Origin of the sequence: cf. Phormidesmis sp. LEGE 11477, assembly GCF_015207105.1 — a bacterium.
Taxonomy (GTDB): domain Bacteria; phylum Cyanobacteriota; class Cyanobacteriia; order Phormidesmidales; family Phormidesmidaceae; genus Phormidesmis.
The window spans coordinates 1-19,061 of the sequence record NZ_JADEXO010000075.1 but is presented as its reverse complement, the minus strand read 5'-3'; the positions used below and the strand labels follow the sequence as shown (position 1 = coordinate 19,061).

Genomic DNA, 19,061 nt, shown 5'->3' with positions numbered 1-19,061 from the left:
AGATTATTAGCCCCAGATCATTAGCCCCAAACTAATGGAGCAGACGACCCCTCAAAAGACGCAGCCTCAGTCATCAACGCTGCCCGAACCGGCACTACCTGATTGGGTACGGCTACAAAAGGCGCTGAGCGTAGAGTCAGAGCGAGGCTTTAACAATATAGAAGGACATCAGCAGCTATTCAGTGAATTTCTATCTAGCAGCTTGCTCAACGGCTACGCTGTTTTCTCTAACGGCTTCTCCGCTCAGATCAGCAACGATAAGTGGAAAGAGTTAGCAGAGCGATTCGATAGCTACGCCGACCTATCTTTTTCGGCGCGTCAGCACTTGGTCGCTGATACCAGACGATTTTTGCATCGGGCTAGACAGACCGCTGACTCCTTGCCACTGCTAGCAGAAGGTAATACCACCTACACCGTCACGGCCAAAGGCGCTGGGTCCAAAAGCAGTCGAGCCCAGAAAGTGACTCAGGCAGCAAACCAGTCAAAAGACAAAGAGACTTCTGCAGCGAGTCGTAAGTCTAAAGCCTCTAAATCTAAATCACCTAGATCTAAATCACCTAAAACCACCGATGTCACCGGTCTTGTCAATCGACCTGATTCTACTCACCCGCTAGACAAGCCGCTAACTTACCTCAAAGGAATCGGCGCGCATAAGGCTGAAAAGCTAGCAAAGCTAGGGCTGCTCAGCCTCAGAGACGTGCTGTTTTACTACCCACGCGACTATATCGACTATGCGCGTCAGGTCAAAATTAAGGACTTGGTGCCTGGCGAGACGGTGACGTTGGTGGCAACGGTCAAAAAATGTAGCTGCTTTAATAGTCCGCGTAATTCTAAGCTAACAATCTTCGAGATGACGGTCTATGACAGTACTTCTCGGCTGAAGATTAGTCGGTTTCTGGCAGGGACTCATTTTCGCTCTAGAGGCTGGCAGGAAAGACAGAAGCGACTCTATCCCCCAGGAGCGGTCGTGGCTATCTCCGGGCTGGTGAAACAGACGAAGTACGGTATCAACATCGACAGCCCAGAGATTGAAGTGCTAGGGGGACCAGAGGATGCGATCGCGTCACTAACTATAGGCCGGGTCGTGCCTGTGTATCCGCTAACAGAAGGGGTCGGCGCTGATATTGTTCGCAAGGCAGTCGTCGCGGCATTACCAGCGGCGGTAGAACTGCGCGATCCGCTGCCGAGGCCGTTACGAGAAAAGTATGAGCTAGTAGATCTTGCAGTTGCGATCGCCCATATCCACTTCCCACCCGGTACCGATCAGCTAGCTACCGCCCGTCGCCGCCTAGTCTTTGACGAATTTTTCTATCTTCAGCTCGGCTTACTTCGCCGCCGCGCCGCTCAGCAGCAGGCTCAGACCAGCGCTCAGATGGCACCCACAGGTGAACTGATCGAGGCGTTTTACCAAGTCCTGCCGTTTCAATTTACCAACGCCCAGCAGCGAGTCGCCCAAGAAATCCTCAACGACCTACAGAAGTCGGCCCCGATGAATCGGCTGGTTCAAGGCGATGTCGGATCGGGCAAAACCGTCGTTGCTGTGGTCGGTATCCTCGCCGCCATTCAAGCGGGCTATCAGGCAGCGCTGATGGCACCGACAGAAGTTCTCGCCGAGCAGCACTACCGCAAGCTAGTCGAGTGGTTCAATCTTTTGCATTTGCCAGTAGAGCTGTTGACGGGCTCAACCAAAGCGGCCAAACGTCGTCAGATTCACAGTGAGCTATTGACCGGAGAACTGCCTGTGCTAGTCGGCACCCATGCGCTGATCGAAGACCCGGTTCAATTTCATAACTTGGGCCTAGTGACCATTGATGAACAGCATCGCTTTGGCGTCGCCCAGCGGGCCAAATTACAGCAAAAGGGAGATAACCCCCATGTGCTGACGCTGACGGCGACGCCGATTCCGCGCACCCTAGCGCTGACGATTCATGGCGATCTAGACGTCAGCCAAATTGACGAGCTTCCCCCTGGGCGAAAAGCGATCAAGACCACTGTACTTGGGGCTAAAGAACGCGCTGATGCCTACGATTTGATCCGCAGAGAGATTGCTCAGGGGCGGCAGGTTTATATCGTGCTGCCTTTGGTTGAAGAATCGGAGAAGCTCGATCTACGTTCCGCGATTGAAGAGTGCGATCGCCTGCGAGAAACTATCTTCCCTGACTTCACGGTGGGTCTGCTACACGGGCGCATGAGTTCTGCTGACAAAGATGCTGCAATCAGCGCCTTTCGAGATCAGACAACTCAGATCCTAGTCTCCACCACTGTCGTCGAGGTTGGCGTAGACGTGCCGAACGCTACGGTGATGCTAATTGAGCATGCCGAGCGATTTGGCCTCTCTCAGCTGCATCAGCTGCGAGGTCGGGTGGGACGCGGCGGCGACCAGTCCTTTTGCCTGCTGATGACCAATAGCAAAAGTGACGTGGCGATGCAGCGGCTGCGGGTCATGGAACAATCGCAGGATGGTTTCTTTATTTCTGAGATGGACATGCGCTTTCGCGGCCCAGGGCAGGTACTAGGCACTCGTCAATCGGGTCTGCCCGACTTTGCTTTAGCTAGCTTAGTAGAAGATCAAGCGGTTCTAGAACTTGCCAGGACGGCTGCTGGTAATGTGTTGGCCCAAGAAAGTGAAGCAGGCGACGGGCTGACTCGCTGGCCGCTGATGGAGAAGGAGTTGGAACGTCGCTATCAAAAGTTGATGGGTGGCGCAATTTTGACGTGATGGGCATCAAGGCTTTCTTCACGACTAAACCACCTCAAATCGTGACTTGTTAAACTACGCTCAAAGAATTCTACAAACGCTTCAGAGACAACTAGTTTGTTGATACTTTTACACCCCCCAATACATACAGAAAAGCCTAGAACCATATGGTTCTAGGCTTTTCTTCTAGACTTCTTCTAGGCTTCTTTGCTCAGCTTTCTTCAGCGCATTGAGCTACCCTCTACTCACTCTTGAGTAAGAAGAGTCAAGTAAGAAGCGTCAGCTATTAGAGCATTCCTCTAATATTTGTAGTTCTCAGTTTTGAAGGGGCCTTCTACATTCACGTGAATATAGTCAGCTTGCTCTTCGGTCAGTGTTGTAATGACACCACCAAATCCTTGAACCATATAGCGAGCCACTTCTTCATCTAGCTTCTTAGGCAAGATTTCAACAGTTAGCGATTTTGCTTTCTCTTCATCAGATTTGTCTGCAAACTTGCGCTCAAACAAGAACATTTGAGCCAGCACCTGGTTGGCAAAAGAGCCGTCCATGATCCGAGAAGGATGACCCGTAGCGTTACCCAGGTTCACCAAACGACCTTCAGATAAGAGAATCAAGAAGTCTTTTGGATCATCAGAGCGATAAACCTGGTGAACTTGAGGCTTCACTTCTTCCCAACGCCATTCTTTACGCATGAAGGCAGTGTCAATTTCGTTGTCAAAGTGACCGATGTTGCAGACGACAGCGCTGGCCTTGAGGTTCTTAAGGATATTGGTACCGCAGACGTTGTAGTTGCCAGTGGCAGTGACAACAAGGTCGATATTAGCAAGTAGATCTTTGTCAATGCTGGCTTCGGTGCCATCGTTTTTACCATTTTTGTAAGGTGAAACGACTTCAAATCCGTCCATACATGCCTGCATCGCGCAGATTGGATCAACTTCAGCAACTTTGACGATCATCCCTTCTTGACGCAAAGAAGCAACAGAACCTTTGCCTACATCGCCATAGCCAATCACCAAGGCTTTCTTCCCTGCCATTAGGTGATCGGTGCCGCGCTTGATCGCGTCATTGAGGCTGTGACGACAGCCATATTTATTGTCGTTCTTGGTTTTAGTAACAGCGTCGTTAACGTTGATGGCGGGAATCTTTAGCTCGCCTTTCTCTAGCATTTCATACAGACGATGAACGCCTGTAGTGGTCTCTTCAGTAACGCCATGAATGCTTTCTAGCATTTGCGGATACTTTTGATGGATGTGACCAGTCAGATCGCCGCCATCGTCGAGGATCATGTTGGCATCCCACAGATCGCCTTCCGCGTTGTGGCAGGTTTGCTCGATGCACCAGATGTATTCTTCTTCGGTCTCGCCTTTCCAGGCAAAAACAGGAATGCCCGTCGCTGCGATCGCAGCCGCCGCATGATCCTGTGTCGAGAAAATATTACAAGAAGACCAGCGCACTTCAGCGCCTAGCTCACACAAGGTCTCGATCAGCACAGCCGTCTGAATAGTCATGTGGATGCAGCCGATGATCTTTGCGCCAGACAAAGGCTTGCTATCGCGATACTTGGCACGAATCGTCATCAGTGCCGGCATTTCACCTTCTGCGATCGCAATTTCCTTCCGACCCCAATCAGCCAACGCAATATCAGCAACTTTATAGTCGCGCTTAGCTGCGGGCGCGGTATCGGGAACTCGAGTGCTAGTAGCAACCATAGTTAAATCAGTTAGAAAGATTGGACGTTTACTTTCGATTAGCTTACCTGCAATAACCCAGAGCTGATCGCCCAAAGCCCTCTCCAGGCCATCCATTTCACCAATGCATATATATTGACGTTGCTAATTTGGGCTGACTAATCTGGTCTAGCTAACCTCGTTTGGCTAATCTCGAACGTAAGGCGCTAGCTGATCCCACAGCAAGGGAAACTGAGCTTGAATGCTCTTAGCCTTAGCAATTGTCATATCGCGATAGTCAAATCCAGGCGCGACGGCCTCTCCGAGCAGGCCATATTCTCCAGATTCTAAGACTGCGGCCTTCCAGTATCCCTTTGGCACCAGCAGTTGCGGTACTTCTCCATGCTCAATCGCCATGCCTAGTTTGGGCTTGGTCAAATTTCCTTCTAGGTCGATCAGGATGTAAGTGATCGGCGCACCTGCTTGAAAGTAGTGCATGATGTCCGATTTGTTTTGATGCAGATGATCGATGGGGCGATTGTCTGTCAGCAGGTAATAAATCGAGGTCAACATCGAACGGCTGGTGCCTACTCTATCGGTTTCTATGGTTTCAGCTGCCCGGTAGGTCTCTGAAAAATAGCCGCCTTCAACGTGCTCTATCAGCGATAGCTGTTTGATCAAGTCGCGTTTGTTCATTGTTGGGCTGCGTCATCTGACTGAAACCGATGCGATCGCACCTCTTCACAAAACTGCTGTGCCGCCTCAATCCCCTGCTCTCTTAGATTCACATAGGGTTTTGCAAAGGGTGGCTGCCATTCTGAAAGCCCTAGCAGATCCGACGTGATAAATACTTGACCGTCGCAATAGGGACCCGCGCCAATGCCAATTGTTGGAATAGAGAGCGTATGGCTAATTTTTTGGGCGAGCTCACTGGGAATATGTTCCAACACGATGGCAAATGCCCCTGCTTTTTCTAAGGCGATCGCTTCTTTCAAAATTCTGTCTGCCGACGCCGCAGAGTTTCCCTGCTGGCGAAAGTTTCCGACTTGGTAAACCGCCTGGGGTGTCAGACCTACGTGGCCCATCGTCGGGATACCTGCCTGTACAACCGCCGCAACTGTCGCAGCCATCGCCTCATGCCCACCTTCCATCTTTACGGCCTGAGCGCCCGTTTCTTTGAGCACCCGGCCCGCTGCTAGAATGGCGGACTCTTGGCTGACCTGATAGCTCAAGAAAGGCAAGTCTACGAGTACTAGCGCTTTCTGGATACCTCGGCGCACCATTTTGGCATGGTAGATAATCTCATCTAGCGTCAGCGGCAGCGTGGTCTCATGCCCCATCACTGTCATCGCCATCGAATCGCCCACAAAAGCGATATCAGCACCCGCCGCATCCACTATTTGAGCAGAAATATAGTCCCAGGCCGTCAGCATGGTGACGGCTTTGCCTTCCTGCTTCCATCTCGCAAACTTATGTACATTGACAATCACAGGCATTTCTCCATTCGAGCCAACTTGAGCCAACCGGCGAATATAGCAAAGTGCGAATGCATCCGCGCTTTGTCTTGGTAGGCGTTCCCTAGCGCCGTACGACGACGCGGGTTCCTACCGCTGCTATGGCACTTTGCGTTATAGAACAAGGGGTGTAGCCTTTCTATACGTAGTGAGCAAAGTGCGGAAGGTTATAGCTCCAGTTTGACGCAAAAAGAGAATATCGATTTGCCACTTTTGTCTATCGCGCCCCAAAAGCGCTCACAATCGACCCGTGTGGCTGGCCCTGGCCGGTCGTCTGACTCACCCAACCCAATCCTTCGGTCGTACCCACCCATATTTTGTTGCCGGTATCCGGTGAGATAGACAGAATGTGTTCGGATGGCAGACTCGGTACTCGGCCAATGACCGCGCCGTTATAGGGATTGAGCTTCAGCAGGCCGGTGCGGGTGCCTACCCACAGGCTTTGATTTGAATCGAATGCTAAGGCCGTGACATCTCGACCTCGCAATTGTGTCACCGAGCGCAAAAGCTGACCCGTCCGGCCATCTACGACCAGCAGACCGGCGGGTGTCCCTACCCAGACCTGTCCTTGAGGCCCTACGGTCATGGCCTGCGCCGACTTCCCTGGCAGATCTGTGATGCGGTGGGTGATGTAGGCCGAAGCGGTGCTCACTCGCACCAGCCCTTCTAGCGTTCCTACCCACAGGTTGCCATCAGGAGCCATTGTCAGCGTGTTCGCGCTCACCCCAGGCAAAGCCTGAACTGTCGTCATCAGCAAGCCTTCATCAGGACTGATCATTGCCAGCCCTCGGTCGGTGCCTACCCACAGAAATCCGCGCTGGTCAATCGTGGTTGAGAGCACCCTGTTCGAAGGCAGCCGATAGTTCTGCGCGGTGACTTCATTAATTCTGGGCTCTACTCTAACTAAGCCATCCGGCGTTCCTAGCCAAATTCGACCGACCCGGTCTTGACTCATCGCGTCGATAAAGCGATTGGGCACATTTACCCGAGCGAGTATCTGCCCGGTCTCTGGGTTGATTCTGGCTAGTCCCTGATGAGAGCCGACCCAAAGACTGCCGGTATAGTCGGCCTGTAATGCCCCTACTTTGTAGTTGTGTGCGGTTGGGTTGGGACGGTTAGAGCGTTCTATGACGGGCGCGGTAGGCGTATTCGCTTCGTTGAGCTGAGCGTGGATCTGATTGCGGATAGTTTGAGCATAGACAGAGCCATCCGCCTGTAGCTTGAGTGGATTGCTGCCAATCATTGCGATCGCGCCCCAAAGCACAGCAGTGCTAGCAATATGCTGAGTGACCCTGATGGCAACGCTCACAAAAATATCCTCGTGACAAAGTTAAGTAGCGCGATCGCTATTTTCTAATCCGCTAGCAATCGACCCGTCTTGATTAGCCTGTGTTGATTGGCCTAGGTCGATTGGATAGCTTGACCCAAAGTGCCCACCAAATTTCGTCGATTAACGCCAGCAAAACCAAATTCCAAAGAGCCAGATCCAAAGAGCCAGATCTCAAGAGTCAAATCTTAAGGCTGTATTACAGATCAAGGATTCTTAATAGAAACGAATTTACCTTGTATGAAGAATAACGAGCGCAGCAGAGGTAAGACCGGGCAAATCGCTTCAGCCGGTTCCCTTATCCGCTCAAAAATAACGGATTATTCAACATTCTTGTTACGGAATGTTACGGATTCTACTGACTTCGTAAGTATTTTGTGAACGGTTGAAACCCTTCTACATCAACGTTCATTAGTTTTAACTATCGGACTATACAGAACTTCTAAAAGGAAACTTATTGGTGGCCTGATAGTATTCTGAAGAGCATAGGTTAATCTGACAGACTTAATCCCATCGGTTGGTCTGAAGCAAACACCTGACCCCGATCGGCGCGATTTTCTCAAGTTCTTTGGCAGTATTCCACTGAACTGTTTTGAGATCGCTGATGATCACGCTTCGAACTTCATATCCAGAGAATCGCTTGAGTCCGTCGCTATCACCGTTTTGTGGTTAGCGCCGCACCGTTGGGCGTGGGTGTTTGCCTCTTTTCAATGAGATGCATGGAGTTCGATCAATATCTAGTTTGGTTCGCCCAAAAATAGTTCACACGGAAATAATAGACAGGAAATAGGGAAATATGTCCTACTCACAGACTCAGTCCAAGTCGGGCGCTGGCTACGATGCTGGCGTACAGGATTACCGACTGACTTACTACGCCCCAGACTACACACCCAGGGATACAGACATCCTGGCCGCCTTTCGGATGACCCCTCAGCCTGGTGTACCTCCCGAAGAGTGTGCAGCAGCGGTTGCCGCAGAATCTTCCACGGGTACTTGGACGACTGTATGGACTGACCTGCTCACCGACATGGATCGCTACCGGGGTCGCTGCTACGACATCGAGCCTGTTCCTGGCGAAGATAACCAGTACATTGCCTACGTTGCCTATCCTTTGGATCTGTTCGAGGAAGGCTCTGTCACCAACCTGCTGACGTCCTTGGTTGGTAACGTATTTGGCTTTAAAGCGCTGCGGGCTCTACGTCTCGAAGATCTGCGGATTCCGGTTGCTTACGTCAAGACGTTCCAAGGTCCTCCTCACGGTATTCAAGTTGAGCGCGATCGCATCAACAAGTATGGTCGTCCAATGTTGGGCTGCACTATCAAACCTAAGCTCGGTCTATCTGCTAAGAACTACGGTCGGGCGGTCTATGAGTGCTTGCGTGGCGGTCTAGACTTTACTAAAGATGACGAGAACATCAACTCCCAGCCTTTCCAGCGGTGGCGTGACAGATTCTTGTTTGTAGCTGATGCTATCCACAAGTCTCAGGCAGAAACAGGCGAAATTAAGGGTCACTACCTGAACGTAACTGCTGCGACTTGCGAAGAAATGATGAAGCGGGCCGCGTATGCCAAAGAGCTCGAAATGCCCATCGTCATGCATGACTTCCTCACTGGTGGCTTTACTGCCAACACCACGTTGGCCCACTGGTGTCGCGACAACGGCGTTCTGCTGCACATCCACCGGGCAATGCACGCTGTGATTGACCGCCAGAAGAACCACGGTATCCACTTCCGCGTTTTGGCCAAGTGCTTGCGCCTATCCGGTGGTGACCACATCCACACAGGGACTGTCGTCGGTAAGCTTGAGGGCGACAGAGCCGGTACGCTGGGCTTTGTTGATCTGCTGCGTGAGAACTACGTTGAGCAAGACAAGTCTCGTGGCGTTTACTTCACCCAAGACTGGGCTTCCATGCCAGGTGTAATGGCGGTTGCCTCCGGTGGTATTCACGTATGGCACATGCCTGCCTTGGTGGAAATCTTCGGCGACGACTCTGTGCTGCAGTTTGGTGGTGGCACCTTGGGTCACCCTTGGGGCAATGCGCCAGGTGCAACGGCTAACCGAGTTGCGCTTGAAGCCTGCGTTCAAGCTCGTAACGAAGGCCGTAACTTGGCTCGTGAAGGTGGCGACATCATCCGTGAAGCTTGTCAGTGGTCGCCAGAGCTAGCCGCAGCCTGCGAACTCTGGAAAGAGATCAAGTTCGAGTTCGACACCGTAGACACTATCTAATGAGTGCTGTTTGCTCTGTAGGTGTCTTGGCAATCGGCAAAACATCCGCAGAGCAATCTCTAGATAGTGGTTCTAGATAGCGGTATTAGGCGAAACAGTTTTCTGCGACGTTCTCAAAGGACAGTTCTCAAAGGACAATGGCTGACGGAACAGATTTGTCGGCACACTTTTTTAAGATGCCTCCAGTATGGATCTCAAGCGAATTGCGAAAGATACGGCCCAGGTGCTCACGAGCTACCTAACCTATCAAGCCGTTCGCACCGTGTTAGGCCAACTCAAAGAAACCAACCTGCCCCGCCACCGCTGGCTCCACGAGTTCTCTAGTCGAGAAAAGCTTCAGGACGGCGAAGCCTACATTAAAAGTCTGTTTCAAGAGGCACCCGATCTGGCTTTAAGGGTGATGACAGTCCGTCTTCATGTCGCCGAAGAAGTCTCTGAGTTTTTACCTGAGATGGTAACCACTCAAATTCAGCAGGCAAACATGGAGCATCGCAAAAAGCACCTTGAGAAAATCACCCAGATGACCTCAGAGGATCTGGCCGCCAGCGTAGACAGGCCAGAGCAAGAAGGCTCAGGTACGCTTGAAGAGTCACCCTCTTTTCCTGACTTAGAGGCTGGCGAGTCAGATGCCATTAATCCTAATGATGCTGACTCGCCGGATACCGCCGTCTAGTTCAACGGATCGCCCTCAATCAACGTAAGTTCAGATTCAAATTTTCAGCTCAAATTTTCACCCTAGAAGAAACTATGAAAACCCTGCCTAAAGAGCGTCGGTACGAAACCCTTTCCTACTTACCGCCGCTCACTGACCAGCAAATCGAAAAGCAGCTCAACTACTGTCTCCAGATGGGCTATATTCCTGCCGTTGAATTCAACGAAACATCAGAGCCTGAAGCCTACTATTGGACAATGTGGAAGCTACCTTTGTTTGGCGCTAACAACACTCGCGCTGTCTTGGACGAAATCCAAGCCTGCCGCTCTGAGTACGGCAACTGCTTCATCCGCGTAGTTGGCTTCGATAACGTCAAACAGTGTCAAGCTGTTAGCTTCATCGTCCACAAGCCTGGCAGCAAAAATAACAGCGGCTATCGCTACTAAGTAGACTCAGTCGAATCGACTGGGATAAGCTCTAATTCGTTTGGAAGAGGGAAGTTGTAGCTGAGCTACCTTCCCTCTTTTCGACTGTATTATGATAATCGTAGAGTTTAGAAACATCTCATGGTCGATGTTACGACTGCTGTTAAGAGCGCTAGTAAGTATTTAAAGCAAGTTGAGCAGGTGATGGGTAGTGAACTCGAGAATTTGAGACTAGAAGAAGTAGAGAAGGAAGAAGGCACCGACCACTGGCTGATTACACTTGGATACGATGCCCGCTCTGCGCTACCCCCTGCTTCAAGCTTGTTTAACGATCCCGAAGACGTCAATTGGAAGTATGAGAGGGCATACAAGCTTTTTCGCATTAATGCTGAGACAGGAGAAGTTGAGTCTATGAAGATCCGGAAAGTATGACAACCTCTCAACTAAGTCTACTGCAGAAGTATTTTCAGAAAGGAATACTTGTTGATACAAACATCCTACTACTGCTTTTTGTCGGTGAGCTGGGTAGAGAAAGAATTTCCAATTTTGGGAGAACAGATCAATTCACTCCTCGGGACTACGACCTTCTCATTGAACTGCTTAAGCGTTTCAAGGTGATTGCGACAACGCCTAATGTTCTCACGGAAGTGAATAGCCTTCTCAATAAGCTTCGTGAGCCAGCTCGTAAAGTATTCTCGAAGGGATTAGCGCGTCTAGAGGAAATATATATCCCTAGCAGAGAGGTTGCCTCCTCAAACTGGCCTTTTCTTAAGTATGGATTAACTGACTGCGGAATTGCTGACATAGCGCAGAGTAAATATCTTGTCCTTACGGACGATCTTAGGTTAGCTTCTTACCTTCATCAGAAAGGTATCGACACTATCAACTTCAATAATTTGAGAACATTTTAGAAGCAGATTCAAAATTGCGTGAGCGCTTCTGCTGTGCTGTAAACTGCAACATAGTCCCTATTATTATGGATGCAACAATGTCTCAGATAGAGCGCTTGGTGATGCTGGCTGAAGATCAGCTGACTGAGTATAGTACTGATGCGCGGAAGATCGAAAAGCTGCGTCAGAAGATTGCGCTGTCGGTTTCTCCTTCTCAACAAAAGCAGGTGAAAAAAGAGTTGGAAGAACAGCTACATCAAAACTTTTTTGATGACATTTTGCTGAAGCAAAGACAGGCGGTGGCTTTGCCTTTTTGGGGGATTGCAGGACTGGGTTTGTTGTTTGGGATTTCGTTTACGCAGCCGGTCGATTTTATTGCAACTGGCATTGGGGGCGCGATCGCAATTCTCCTTCAAAAACGCGGCTGGAAACTACAGGCCAAAGATTTGGTCTTACAGGCGCTCACTCAGATAGAAGAGCGCACTCAAGCAGCCAAAGCAGTGAAATAGGCAGCATGAAAGATATTCGCATTTGCTTTTTTGGAGATTCCTTTGTCTCTGGCACAGGCGATCCAACCTATCTAGGTTGGGTAAATAGAACCTGCGCCGCTATGACTTCGCCTCACTACAAGCTAACTGCCTACAACCTAGGCATTCGCGGTAATACCAGCGAGCAGATTGAAGTCCGATGGCTATCTGAAGCCGATAAAAGATTTCCTAACGATACTGACAATCGCGTGGTGTTTTCATTTGGTACGAATGACAACAGAGTAGAAGATGGCATTCGCTTTGTAGAAGAGAAAAACTCTGTGCTGTGTGCTCGGCGCATTCTAACTCAGGCAAAGGAAATGTTCCCGGTACTGCTGATTGGACCGCCACCCGTTGCCGACGAGAATATGAACTATCGAGCCCAGAAAATATCTGCACACTACAGCGATCTATGCGCCGAGCTAGATGTGCCCTGCTTAGATGTCTATCAATCTTTACGCAAGAATGCGCTATGGATGCAGGAAGTCGCAGCCGTCGATGGGTCGCATCCGGCTGCGTCTGGCTACTTAGCCCTATCTCAACTCATCACCGAGTGGTCAGCCTGGCAGAGCTGGTTCGCTCAAGACTAGCTCTATGACTTATTACATCGCGCCCAGTTTTCTCAACAAGCTGGCAGTTCATATCACTAAGAACTACTTAGACTTACCCCAAGTCAAAGTACCTTTGATTCTAGGTATTCATGGCCGCAAGGGGGAGGGAAAGACTTTTCAGTGTGAGCTGGTCTTTGAACAGATGGGCGTGGAGGTGGTTCACATCTCTGGCGGTGAGCTAGAAAGCCCAGATGCAGGCGATCCGGCTAGGCTAATTCGATTGCGCTATCGTGAGGCGGCTGAGCTGGTGAGAGTTCGCGGTCGGATGGCAGTACTGATGATCAACGATTTGGATGCTGGGGCCGGTCGATTTGACCGGATGACTCAATACACGGTGAATACGCAGCTAGTGAACAACACGCTGATGAATATTGCGGACAATCCAACCAACGTGCAGTTGCCGGGTAGCTACGATGAGAAAGCGCTGCCGAGAATTCCGATTGTGGCAACGGGAAATGACTTTGCCACGCTGTACGCACCGCTAATTCGTGATGGGCGAATGCAGAAGTTTTATTGGGAGCCCAGCGAAGCGGATAGATTGGGAATTGTTAGCGGCATGTTTGCTGACGATAGACTGCCCAGCGAAGATATTGAGCAGCTAGTGAAGCAGTTTAAAGACCAGGCGATTGATTTCTTTGGCGCGGTGCGATCGCAGCTCTACGACGAACAAATCACCCGTTTTATAGACTCAGTTGGACTTGAAAATGTCGCTAGCAAAGTGGTTAATGCTGTCCAACAACCGACCTTTCTAAAGCCCAGCTTTCAGCTAGAGGATCTAATAGCAGCAGGCAATAGGCTAGTGCGTGAGCAAGATCGTATTCGTACTATGAGCTTAGTAAATGAATACAACCAGGCGCTAACACCAACTAATCGAGTCTCGCTTGCGGCTAGACCTGCTGCCTCTGGTTTGATGACGCCTCCTCCACTCAACCCATTGAGCCCTTATATGGTCGATCGATCAGAAGAGCAGTCCTCTTCTTCCTCTTCTCCTTGGCAACGGCTCCGCGAAGCTAGACTAAATCAGTCGACAAAAAATGAAGGTGCAAACAGCTTAGCCGATTCTATTACCCATCCGCTCGACAGTATCGTAGCGCTCAAGCAGCGCCTCGGTATCGAACACGTAGACCAGCGCCGCTTTCGTAACAACTCATGGCAGTGCTACACCACTCTTAATGAACCTAGTCAAGCAGAAGCTCGCCGACAAGTTCGGGCCTGTCTAAATCACTTTCCGAAACACTACATTCGGCTAGTAAGCATCGAGCCTCAAACTAACCGTCGAATCGCTGAAACAATTGTGTATCGCCCGAAGGCGTAGGCTCTAGGTTAGCTCTCTCGCCCGATATGCAAATCGAGAATTTTTCTTCGAGTCCATGGGCTTTGATATACCAGAACGCTACTGCTAGTGGCAAGATGTATTTATCCCATGGATACGCTTTGAACATGATCAAAGCATTCGCAAAAACCATTAGAGAGAGCAAATTGGGCCGCGAGAATCGGATACAGGCTAGCAGCGCTAAGCCATACATCAACAGAAGCTTGATGAAATCAAAAGGTATTAGCCTAATCACTTTGCGTAGGTTACCGATACCAAGTGGCAAAGGGGGAAATACTAAGCAGTAGAGTAGTAGGGCGATCGCGATCCACATTATTTTGGAAGCGTTTTGTTGCCATATATCAAGCCAGAAGCTCCGCTCAAACAGCAGAAGTTCTGGAATAAGAATGTAGACGCTAACAAAGGCTAGAGCGTTAACACCGCCGCCCGGTGTAAATGCCCAAGTTTCTTGCTGAACTTTCGGAATATTGCGAACCTCTGCGGCTATCTCTGGCGTCAGCCCATCAAAGAGATAAAACCATCCGAATATAGAGAGTATTGCAACCAAAGATGAAAGCCACCTGGTTAGTACTTTGGTGTCTGCTTTTCGCTCACGAATTAACTCGATACAGAAGAGAACTGTTTCATAGGCGCAGATCGCGACTGGAAAAGCTATCATGTATTGCCTAGAGGCGATCGCAAGTACAAAAGAAGCGCAGCTCAGCCAGCTTCGATCTTTTACATAGCTGACCAACCCCATCACCACCCAAAAACAAGCGATCATTTCGGTATACAGTCGACCGCTGAAGAAAAGATAGTAAGGGCAGATAAACAGCCCGACAACGCATAAAAGTGCCCTGCACCCTTTTTGCTTCGGCCAGCCAATAATGAAAACAATAGCCAGAGACAGCGCTAGGTTCAGTGCTCGCCCAATTACGATGCCTTTCCCTAGCAAGTATTCGAGCGCACCAAAGATAATGAAGGGTAGAGGCGTATTAAGTTCGCTGTAGTCTCTTAGTTGATCGAGGGTAGGAAAAAGGCGCTCGCTAAACGTCAGGCTAGTTTGCCAAAACGTTTTTTCATCCCATAAGTAAGGTCCTTGCAGGAAGTCAAGCCAGGCAACCATCGCAGTATAGATTGCCGTAATTCCTAGTAAAAATAAAAACTTCTGTTTGGATAAGGTTAAGTGCATAGCTCTACGTATCAGGGCCTGCTTCGTTTAGTCCCTCTAATAATCATCAGCACTCCGACTATGAATAGAAAAAAGGTTCCCTATTCACAGATGCTTGACTATCTATTTACGAAAGCTTCACTCTTCGGGGCCAAACTCAATCAGAGTCTGATACGAGTTCGAGCTGCTACCAGGTATTTCGTAATACCGATGGCGGTAGGTCTTAGCCAATACGACTCTGCTCCAAGAAGCCGCGCAATTGACTAATAGATGCCCGTCTCTAGCACTACGACTAAACTCCTGTGCTCTGACTAAGATATTGCTGCAACCTAGTCAAGCTCAGCGTCTGACCTAGACTTAGTGGCAAAAGTGATACGCCTTCTAGTCTTGACTGCACCCAGCCGTCGCCCCACTGCCACTCGTGGAAGCCATCGATTCCTCCACTCAACAAAAAGCGGATGCCGTTTGGCGCTAGTAGCTCTACTTGATGTTCAATCCGTCCGAATTCCAATTTCAAAGAAGCTGACAACCCAACTGCACTCTTGAAAGACTGACCCACAGTCAACGGTGCCTTCAAAGTGCCAGCGGTCACGCCATAGATTTGCTGCGGCTGCATCCACCGCCGCAGGTTTTCTAGTCGAGTCAGGCTCTGGGCAATTTGCTCAGCACTCGCCGCGATTTCTATACGTATATTACTCTGCTGATAAGTTCCAAACATTCTAATTACCCCAAACAAAATTCCCGCAAAACCAACGCCTGCGGGAAGCATCCAATCAACAGATAGCTATACCATTCAAACTATGTATTCAAAAGATGTACTCATAGACAGGCACTACCTACTACCTAAGCAGTGGCTGCTTGTTCTGGCTTCAGGGTTGCTTCAGCCGGTAGCTCCAAACAATAGCCAGCTCCATAGACTGTCTTAATGTATTGAGGATGCCTAGGATCAGGTTCTAGCTTAGTTCGCAGGTGCCTAACGTGTACTCGAATCGTCTCGATATCGTCGTTAGGATCGTAGCCCCAAACCTCTTTTAGAATCTCGCTAGGTGAAACAGTTTGGCCATGCCTCTGTAGTAGACAGTGAAGCAGCTCAAACTCTAAGTGAGTTAACTTAACGGTTCTCTCTAACCAAATCGCTTCAAATCTTTCAGGGACTAGCGTCAACGGTCCATAGCTTAGAATTTCACTGTGCTTCGCAGCCTGTGGAATGCGATCAGTCCGTCTAAGTAAGGCCCTAACTCTAGCTAGCATTTCTTCTAACTCAAACGGCTTGGTCAAATAGTCGTCAGCGCCTGCATTGAATCCATCGACTTTATTCTGCGTCTCTCCCAAAGCTGTCAGCATCAACACCGGAATATCAGCTGTACGATCATCTCTGCGTAGCCGTTGGCAGACTGTAAATCCATCTACCTTCGGCAGCATCAGATCTAACATGATTAGATCGGGCACTAGCTGGACAGCCAAAGCCTGTCCCTTAATCCCATCGCCAGCCTGAGTAGTATCGTATCCAGCCATTTCCAAGTTAATGGAAACGAGCTCCACGATAGCTGGATCATCATCAATGACAAGTATACGAGGCATATTATGAAGGGTGTTGATAATAGAACAAGGCTGCCAGTTCAGCTAAGCGTAGGCGCTGTGTGTGACCGCTAGGCATGAAGTTAGCTCGCACCGTTGAAATACTTCTTTCAAAAAAATTAATACTTCCTAAACCTATATTAAGCGTTTGTCACACTTCCATTGAGTCTGCTTAAGCTTTGCTTAATATTTTGTTGTGCGTGGCTGACTGTGCAGCTAGATGAATCACTGTTCGGCTGGCAAATACGCCGCTTAGAGCAGGACAACCCTCTCAAGTCCAACTAGCAGCTAACGAAGATATTTAGATAAAACTCCCCAGGTAGGATTCGAACCTACGACCAATCGATTAACAGTCGACCGCTCTACCACTGAGCTACTGAGGATTGCGAACTCCATAGTACATAAGCTGACGTCGCTTTGGCAAGCAGCTTTTTTGCCGTTTGTAGCGTGATGGTTAACTATCACCCCGGCTCAGTTTTCTCAGGCGATTCTGGGTATCTGGATCAAGGCTAGCTATGAACCGGGCTGAGCGCTTTTTTCTTGACTTCTGGCGATGCTGCACTCGCTGGGTAATGCTGGTTACTTCATTTTGAAGCTGTAGTGCAGAGATCCCTTCCGCGCCGTAGCCAATGACGGTTTGTCTGTGGACGTTGTCAGAAGTCGCGACGATTAACCGCTTTGTAAACTTGCGAACATCGTTGCGAAACCTAGCGCAGGCTCTTTCTATATAGCTATCAGCGGTTTGACCAAAGCCAGTGTAGTGAACAGATAAGTGCTCTGTAATGACATCTTTAGACGCTGGCGTGGGTTGTTCGTAGGCATCGAAGACAGCCCAAGTCTCATACTCTTGATAGGCGCTGTAGTTGGCCAGCGCCGCCAGCAGTCTTTCTCTGGCCGAATCTAGCCCTTGGGCATCTCTAATATGGATCAAATCGGCCCATGCACCAATGATGTTGTAGCCATCAACCAATAAGATCGCCTGAGAAATTGGCTGAGAAGAGCTGTCCGCCATAGCAAGGACTAACGTAGGAACGGTAGGGTATTTATCCTTTTAATATTAGGTGATGAAATCCCGCAAATGTGTCTGTATCGCTACGGCTGCTGAAGTTTGTGCTTGAGCCTTTGTGGATTGCCGCTGTCACTGACGGCTCCTTTCTCTAGCAGGAAAGCGCGATCGCAGTAATCTAATTCAGCCAGTCGGTGGGTGACCCACAGAGCAGTGAGCCCTCTGCTTTTGACCAATGACTGCACCTGCCTAACCAGATCGAGCTGACTGTCTGGGTCGAGCAAGGCAGTGGGTTCATCTAGCAAGAGAATTTCGCAGTGCTGGGCAATGGCTCCGGCGATCGCCACCCGCTGCTTTTGACCGCCGCTAAGGGCATAGATAGGCCGCCGCTGAAAGCGCAGCAGGTTTACCGCCGACAGAGCTTCTTCGACTCGCCGTCTGACCTGCTTGACGGTTAGCTTTTCTTTGACCAGGCCAAAGGCAACATCTGCGCCCACCGTCGGCATCACCAGCTGATGATCTGGGTTTTGAAACACAAAGCCAACCGGACCCGAGGTTTCGATCCGGCCAGCTTGCCGGATCAGCAGTCCGGCGAGCAGCCTCAGCAGCGTTGATTTGCCGCTGCCATTATTACCTAGCAGCATACAAAATTCTCCGGGTGCAACAGTCAGTGAACAGTCGCTCAGGACGCTTGCACCCGAGGGCCAGTTGAAGCTAACGTGCTCAATCGCGATCGCCGGACTACTCACCCAGATTACTCACCTGCTAGCGCAAAGAAACCTGGTGCCCGGCCCGATGCCCCAGCACTGCCGGACTTTTCATAGATTTGCACGGCGGCTAGCTCACTCACTGCGATCGCAATTTTCTTATCCGTTACCTTGTCGCAGGTCAGCTCCAACGTGACTGGATCACCAGACGAAAGCGCCGAGAGTACTTCTTTGTAGGCCGCTTCAGCTGCTTCTTTGTCTTGCTTTTGCACGGTTAGGGGAAGGGCGGTGTGCTTTAGCGCTAGTTCAACGATATACATACAGTTACTTGCAGAGTTAAGGTCTGTTGAGTCCGCCCTCTAGTATAGCTATCGCACGCCTAAGCCTCCGCTTTCAAAGAGCTTTATATCTTATTTAGAAGATTTTTCAGGAAAGTGATCCTATAATAATGAGAACAAGGGTAAAGATTAGTAAACGACCTTTATATTTTTGGTGTCTCAATGGTACTCATTGCGTCCGCCAGTCTAGGTCGTAATTTTTCCCTGTCCTATATAGATGATCCATTTAGGAGATCTTTTTTATGACCATAGCAATGGGCCAAGCGCCCGCAGCCAGGGGACGGTTTGACGTCCTCGACGACTGGCTAAAGCGCGACCGATTCGTTTTTGTAGGCTGGTCCGGTTTGCTTCTGTTCCCCTGCGCCTTCATGGCCATCGGCGGATGGATGACCGGTACCACCTTCGTCA

19 protein-coding genes, 1 tRNA gene and 1 pseudogene are annotated in these 19,061 nt (G+C 49.9%); 10 read left to right on the top strand and 11 right to left on the bottom strand.

The genetic code is table 11. The annotated features are described in order from the left end of the window. The first annotated feature begins 34 nt into the window (after window positions 1-34). Window positions 35-2,719 (top strand): ATP-dependent DNA helicase RecG, encoded by a 2,685-nt coding sequence (gene recG, locus IQ256_RS18935; protein ID WP_193857114.1) that lies wholly within the window; start codon window positions 35-37, stop codon window positions 2,717-2,719. 278 nt (window positions 2,720-2,997) lie between these two features. On the opposite strand, the gene ahcY is transcribed toward recG, so the two are convergent. The 4 genes from ahcY to IQ256_RS18915 form a co-directional block, all read right to left on the bottom strand. Beyond that, window positions 2,998-4,410: an adenosylhomocysteinase gene (gene ahcY / locus IQ256_RS18930; protein WP_193857127.1), complete on the bottom strand. Its 1,413-nt coding sequence runs from the start codon at window positions 4,408-4,410 to the stop codon at window positions 2,998-3,000. Window positions 4,411-4,575: 165 nt separating this feature from the next. Next, a complete protein-coding gene (locus IQ256_RS18925; RefSeq protein WP_193857113.1) occupies window positions 4,576-5,064 on the bottom strand; it encodes a cupin domain-containing protein in 489 nt (162 codons plus the stop codon). Next, window positions 5,061-5,864 carry a 3-methyl-2-oxobutanoate hydroxymethyltransferase gene (gene panB, locus IQ256_RS18920; RefSeq protein ID WP_193857126.1) on the bottom strand — a complete coding sequence of 268 codons (804 nt, stop codon included), beginning with the start codon at window positions 5,862-5,864 and terminating at the stop codon, window positions 5,061-5,063. Before panB ends, IQ256_RS18925 begins: the two co-directional genes overlap by 4 nt. Before the next feature lie 235 nt (window positions 5,865-6,099). Beyond that, window positions 6,100-7,191, bottom strand: a complete 1,092-nt coding sequence (locus IQ256_RS18915; protein ID WP_370623490.1) for a two-component regulator propeller domain-containing protein — start codon at window positions 7,189-7,191, stop codon at window positions 6,100-6,102. Between the two features lie 814 nt (window positions 7,192-8,005). Between IQ256_RS18915 and IQ256_RS18910 the strand changes: the two genes are divergently transcribed. The 8 genes from IQ256_RS18910 to IQ256_RS18875 all read left to right on the top strand — a co-directional run bounded on the left by IQ256_RS18910 (window position 8,006) and on the right by IQ256_RS18875 (window position 13,856). After that, window positions 8,006-9,436 (top strand): form I ribulose bisphosphate carboxylase large subunit, encoded by a 1,431-nt coding sequence (locus tag IQ256_RS18910; RefSeq protein ID WP_193857112.1) that lies wholly within the window; start codon window positions 8,006-8,008, stop codon window positions 9,434-9,436. Between the two features lie 187 nt (window positions 9,437-9,623). Continuing rightward, the gene (locus tag IQ256_RS18905) at window positions 9,624-10,109 is read left to right on the top strand and encodes a chaperonin family protein RbcX (protein ID WP_193857111.1); all 486 of its coding nucleotides are present in this window, start codon (window positions 9,624-9,626) and stop codon (window positions 10,107-10,109) included. 74 nt (window positions 10,110-10,183) lie between these two features. After that, window positions 10,184-10,534, top strand: a complete 351-nt coding sequence (locus IQ256_RS18900; RefSeq protein WP_193857110.1) for a ribulose bisphosphate carboxylase small subunit — start codon at window positions 10,184-10,186, stop codon at window positions 10,532-10,534. Between the two features lie 120 nt (window positions 10,535-10,654). Beyond that, window positions 10,655-10,945, top strand: coding sequence for a hypothetical protein (locus IQ256_RS18895; RefSeq protein WP_193857109.1), 291 nt, complete (start codon window positions 10,655-10,657; stop codon window positions 10,943-10,945). After that, window positions 10,942-11,424: a PIN domain-containing protein gene (locus IQ256_RS18890; RefSeq protein ID WP_193857108.1), complete on the top strand. Its 483-nt coding sequence runs from the start codon at window positions 10,942-10,944 to the stop codon at window positions 11,422-11,424. Before IQ256_RS18895 ends, IQ256_RS18890 begins: the two co-directional genes overlap by 4 nt. Before the next feature lie 65 nt (window positions 11,425-11,489). Further along, the gene (locus tag IQ256_RS18885) at window positions 11,490-11,912 is read left to right on the top strand and encodes a hypothetical protein (RefSeq protein ID WP_304952609.1); all 423 of its coding nucleotides are present in this window, start codon (window positions 11,490-11,492) and stop codon (window positions 11,910-11,912) included. Between the two features lie 5 nt (window positions 11,913-11,917). Next, window positions 11,918-12,520 (top strand): GDSL-type esterase/lipase family protein, encoded by a 603-nt coding sequence (locus IQ256_RS18880; protein ID WP_193857107.1) that lies wholly within the window; start codon window positions 11,918-11,920, stop codon window positions 12,518-12,520. Window positions 12,521-12,524: 4 nt separating this feature from the next. After that, window positions 12,525-13,856 (top strand): AAA family ATPase, encoded by a 1,332-nt coding sequence (locus IQ256_RS18875; RefSeq protein ID WP_193857106.1) that lies wholly within the window; start codon window positions 12,525-12,527, stop codon window positions 13,854-13,856. Here the strand turns inward: IQ256_RS18875 and IQ256_RS18870 are convergent. The 7 genes from IQ256_RS18870 to IQ256_RS18840 all read right to left on the bottom strand — a co-directional run bounded on the left by IQ256_RS18870 (window position 13,810) and on the right by IQ256_RS18840 (window position 18,635). Next, window positions 13,810-15,045, bottom strand: coding sequence for a hypothetical protein (locus tag IQ256_RS18870; protein WP_193857105.1), 1,236 nt, complete (start codon window positions 15,043-15,045; stop codon window positions 13,810-13,812). The two genes, IQ256_RS18875 and IQ256_RS18870, sit on opposite strands and share 47 nt — an antisense overlap. A gap of 271 nt (window positions 15,046-15,316) precedes the next feature. Next, window positions 15,317-15,742: a hypothetical protein gene (locus IQ256_RS18865; RefSeq protein ID WP_193857104.1), complete on the bottom strand. Its 426-nt coding sequence runs from the start codon at window positions 15,740-15,742 to the stop codon at window positions 15,317-15,319. A gap of 125 nt (window positions 15,743-15,867) precedes the next feature. After that, on the bottom strand, window positions 15,868-16,605 hold the full coding sequence (locus IQ256_RS18860; protein WP_193857103.1) for a response regulator transcription factor: 738 nt from the start codon (window positions 16,603-16,605) through the stop codon (window positions 15,868-15,870). A 308-nt stretch (window positions 16,606-16,913) separates the two neighbouring features. Next, a tRNA-Asn gene (locus IQ256_RS18855) sits at window positions 16,914-16,985 on the bottom strand. A gap of 71 nt (window positions 16,986-17,056) precedes the next feature. After that, a complete protein-coding gene (locus tag IQ256_RS18850) occupies window positions 17,057-17,614 on the bottom strand; it encodes an NYN domain-containing protein (RefSeq protein WP_193857102.1) in 558 nt (185 codons plus the stop codon). 80 nt (window positions 17,615-17,694) lie between these two features. Then, window positions 17,695-18,357 carry an ABC transporter ATP-binding protein gene (locus IQ256_RS18845; protein ID WP_193857101.1) on the bottom strand — a complete coding sequence of 221 codons (663 nt, stop codon included), beginning with the start codon at window positions 18,355-18,357 and terminating at the stop codon, window positions 17,695-17,697. A gap of 5 nt (window positions 18,358-18,362) precedes the next feature. Next, complete coding sequence (locus IQ256_RS18840; RefSeq protein ID WP_193857100.1) at window positions 18,363-18,635, bottom strand: hypothetical protein; 273 nt, start codon at window positions 18,633-18,635, stop codon at window positions 18,363-18,365. A 260-nt stretch (window positions 18,636-18,895) separates the two neighbouring features. On the opposite strand from IQ256_RS18840, the pseudogene IQ256_RS18835 reads away from it, so the two are divergent. Continuing rightward, window positions 18,896-19,061, top strand: a pseudogene (locus tag IQ256_RS18835) (photosystem II D2 protein (photosystem q(a) protein)); the annotation flags it as partial.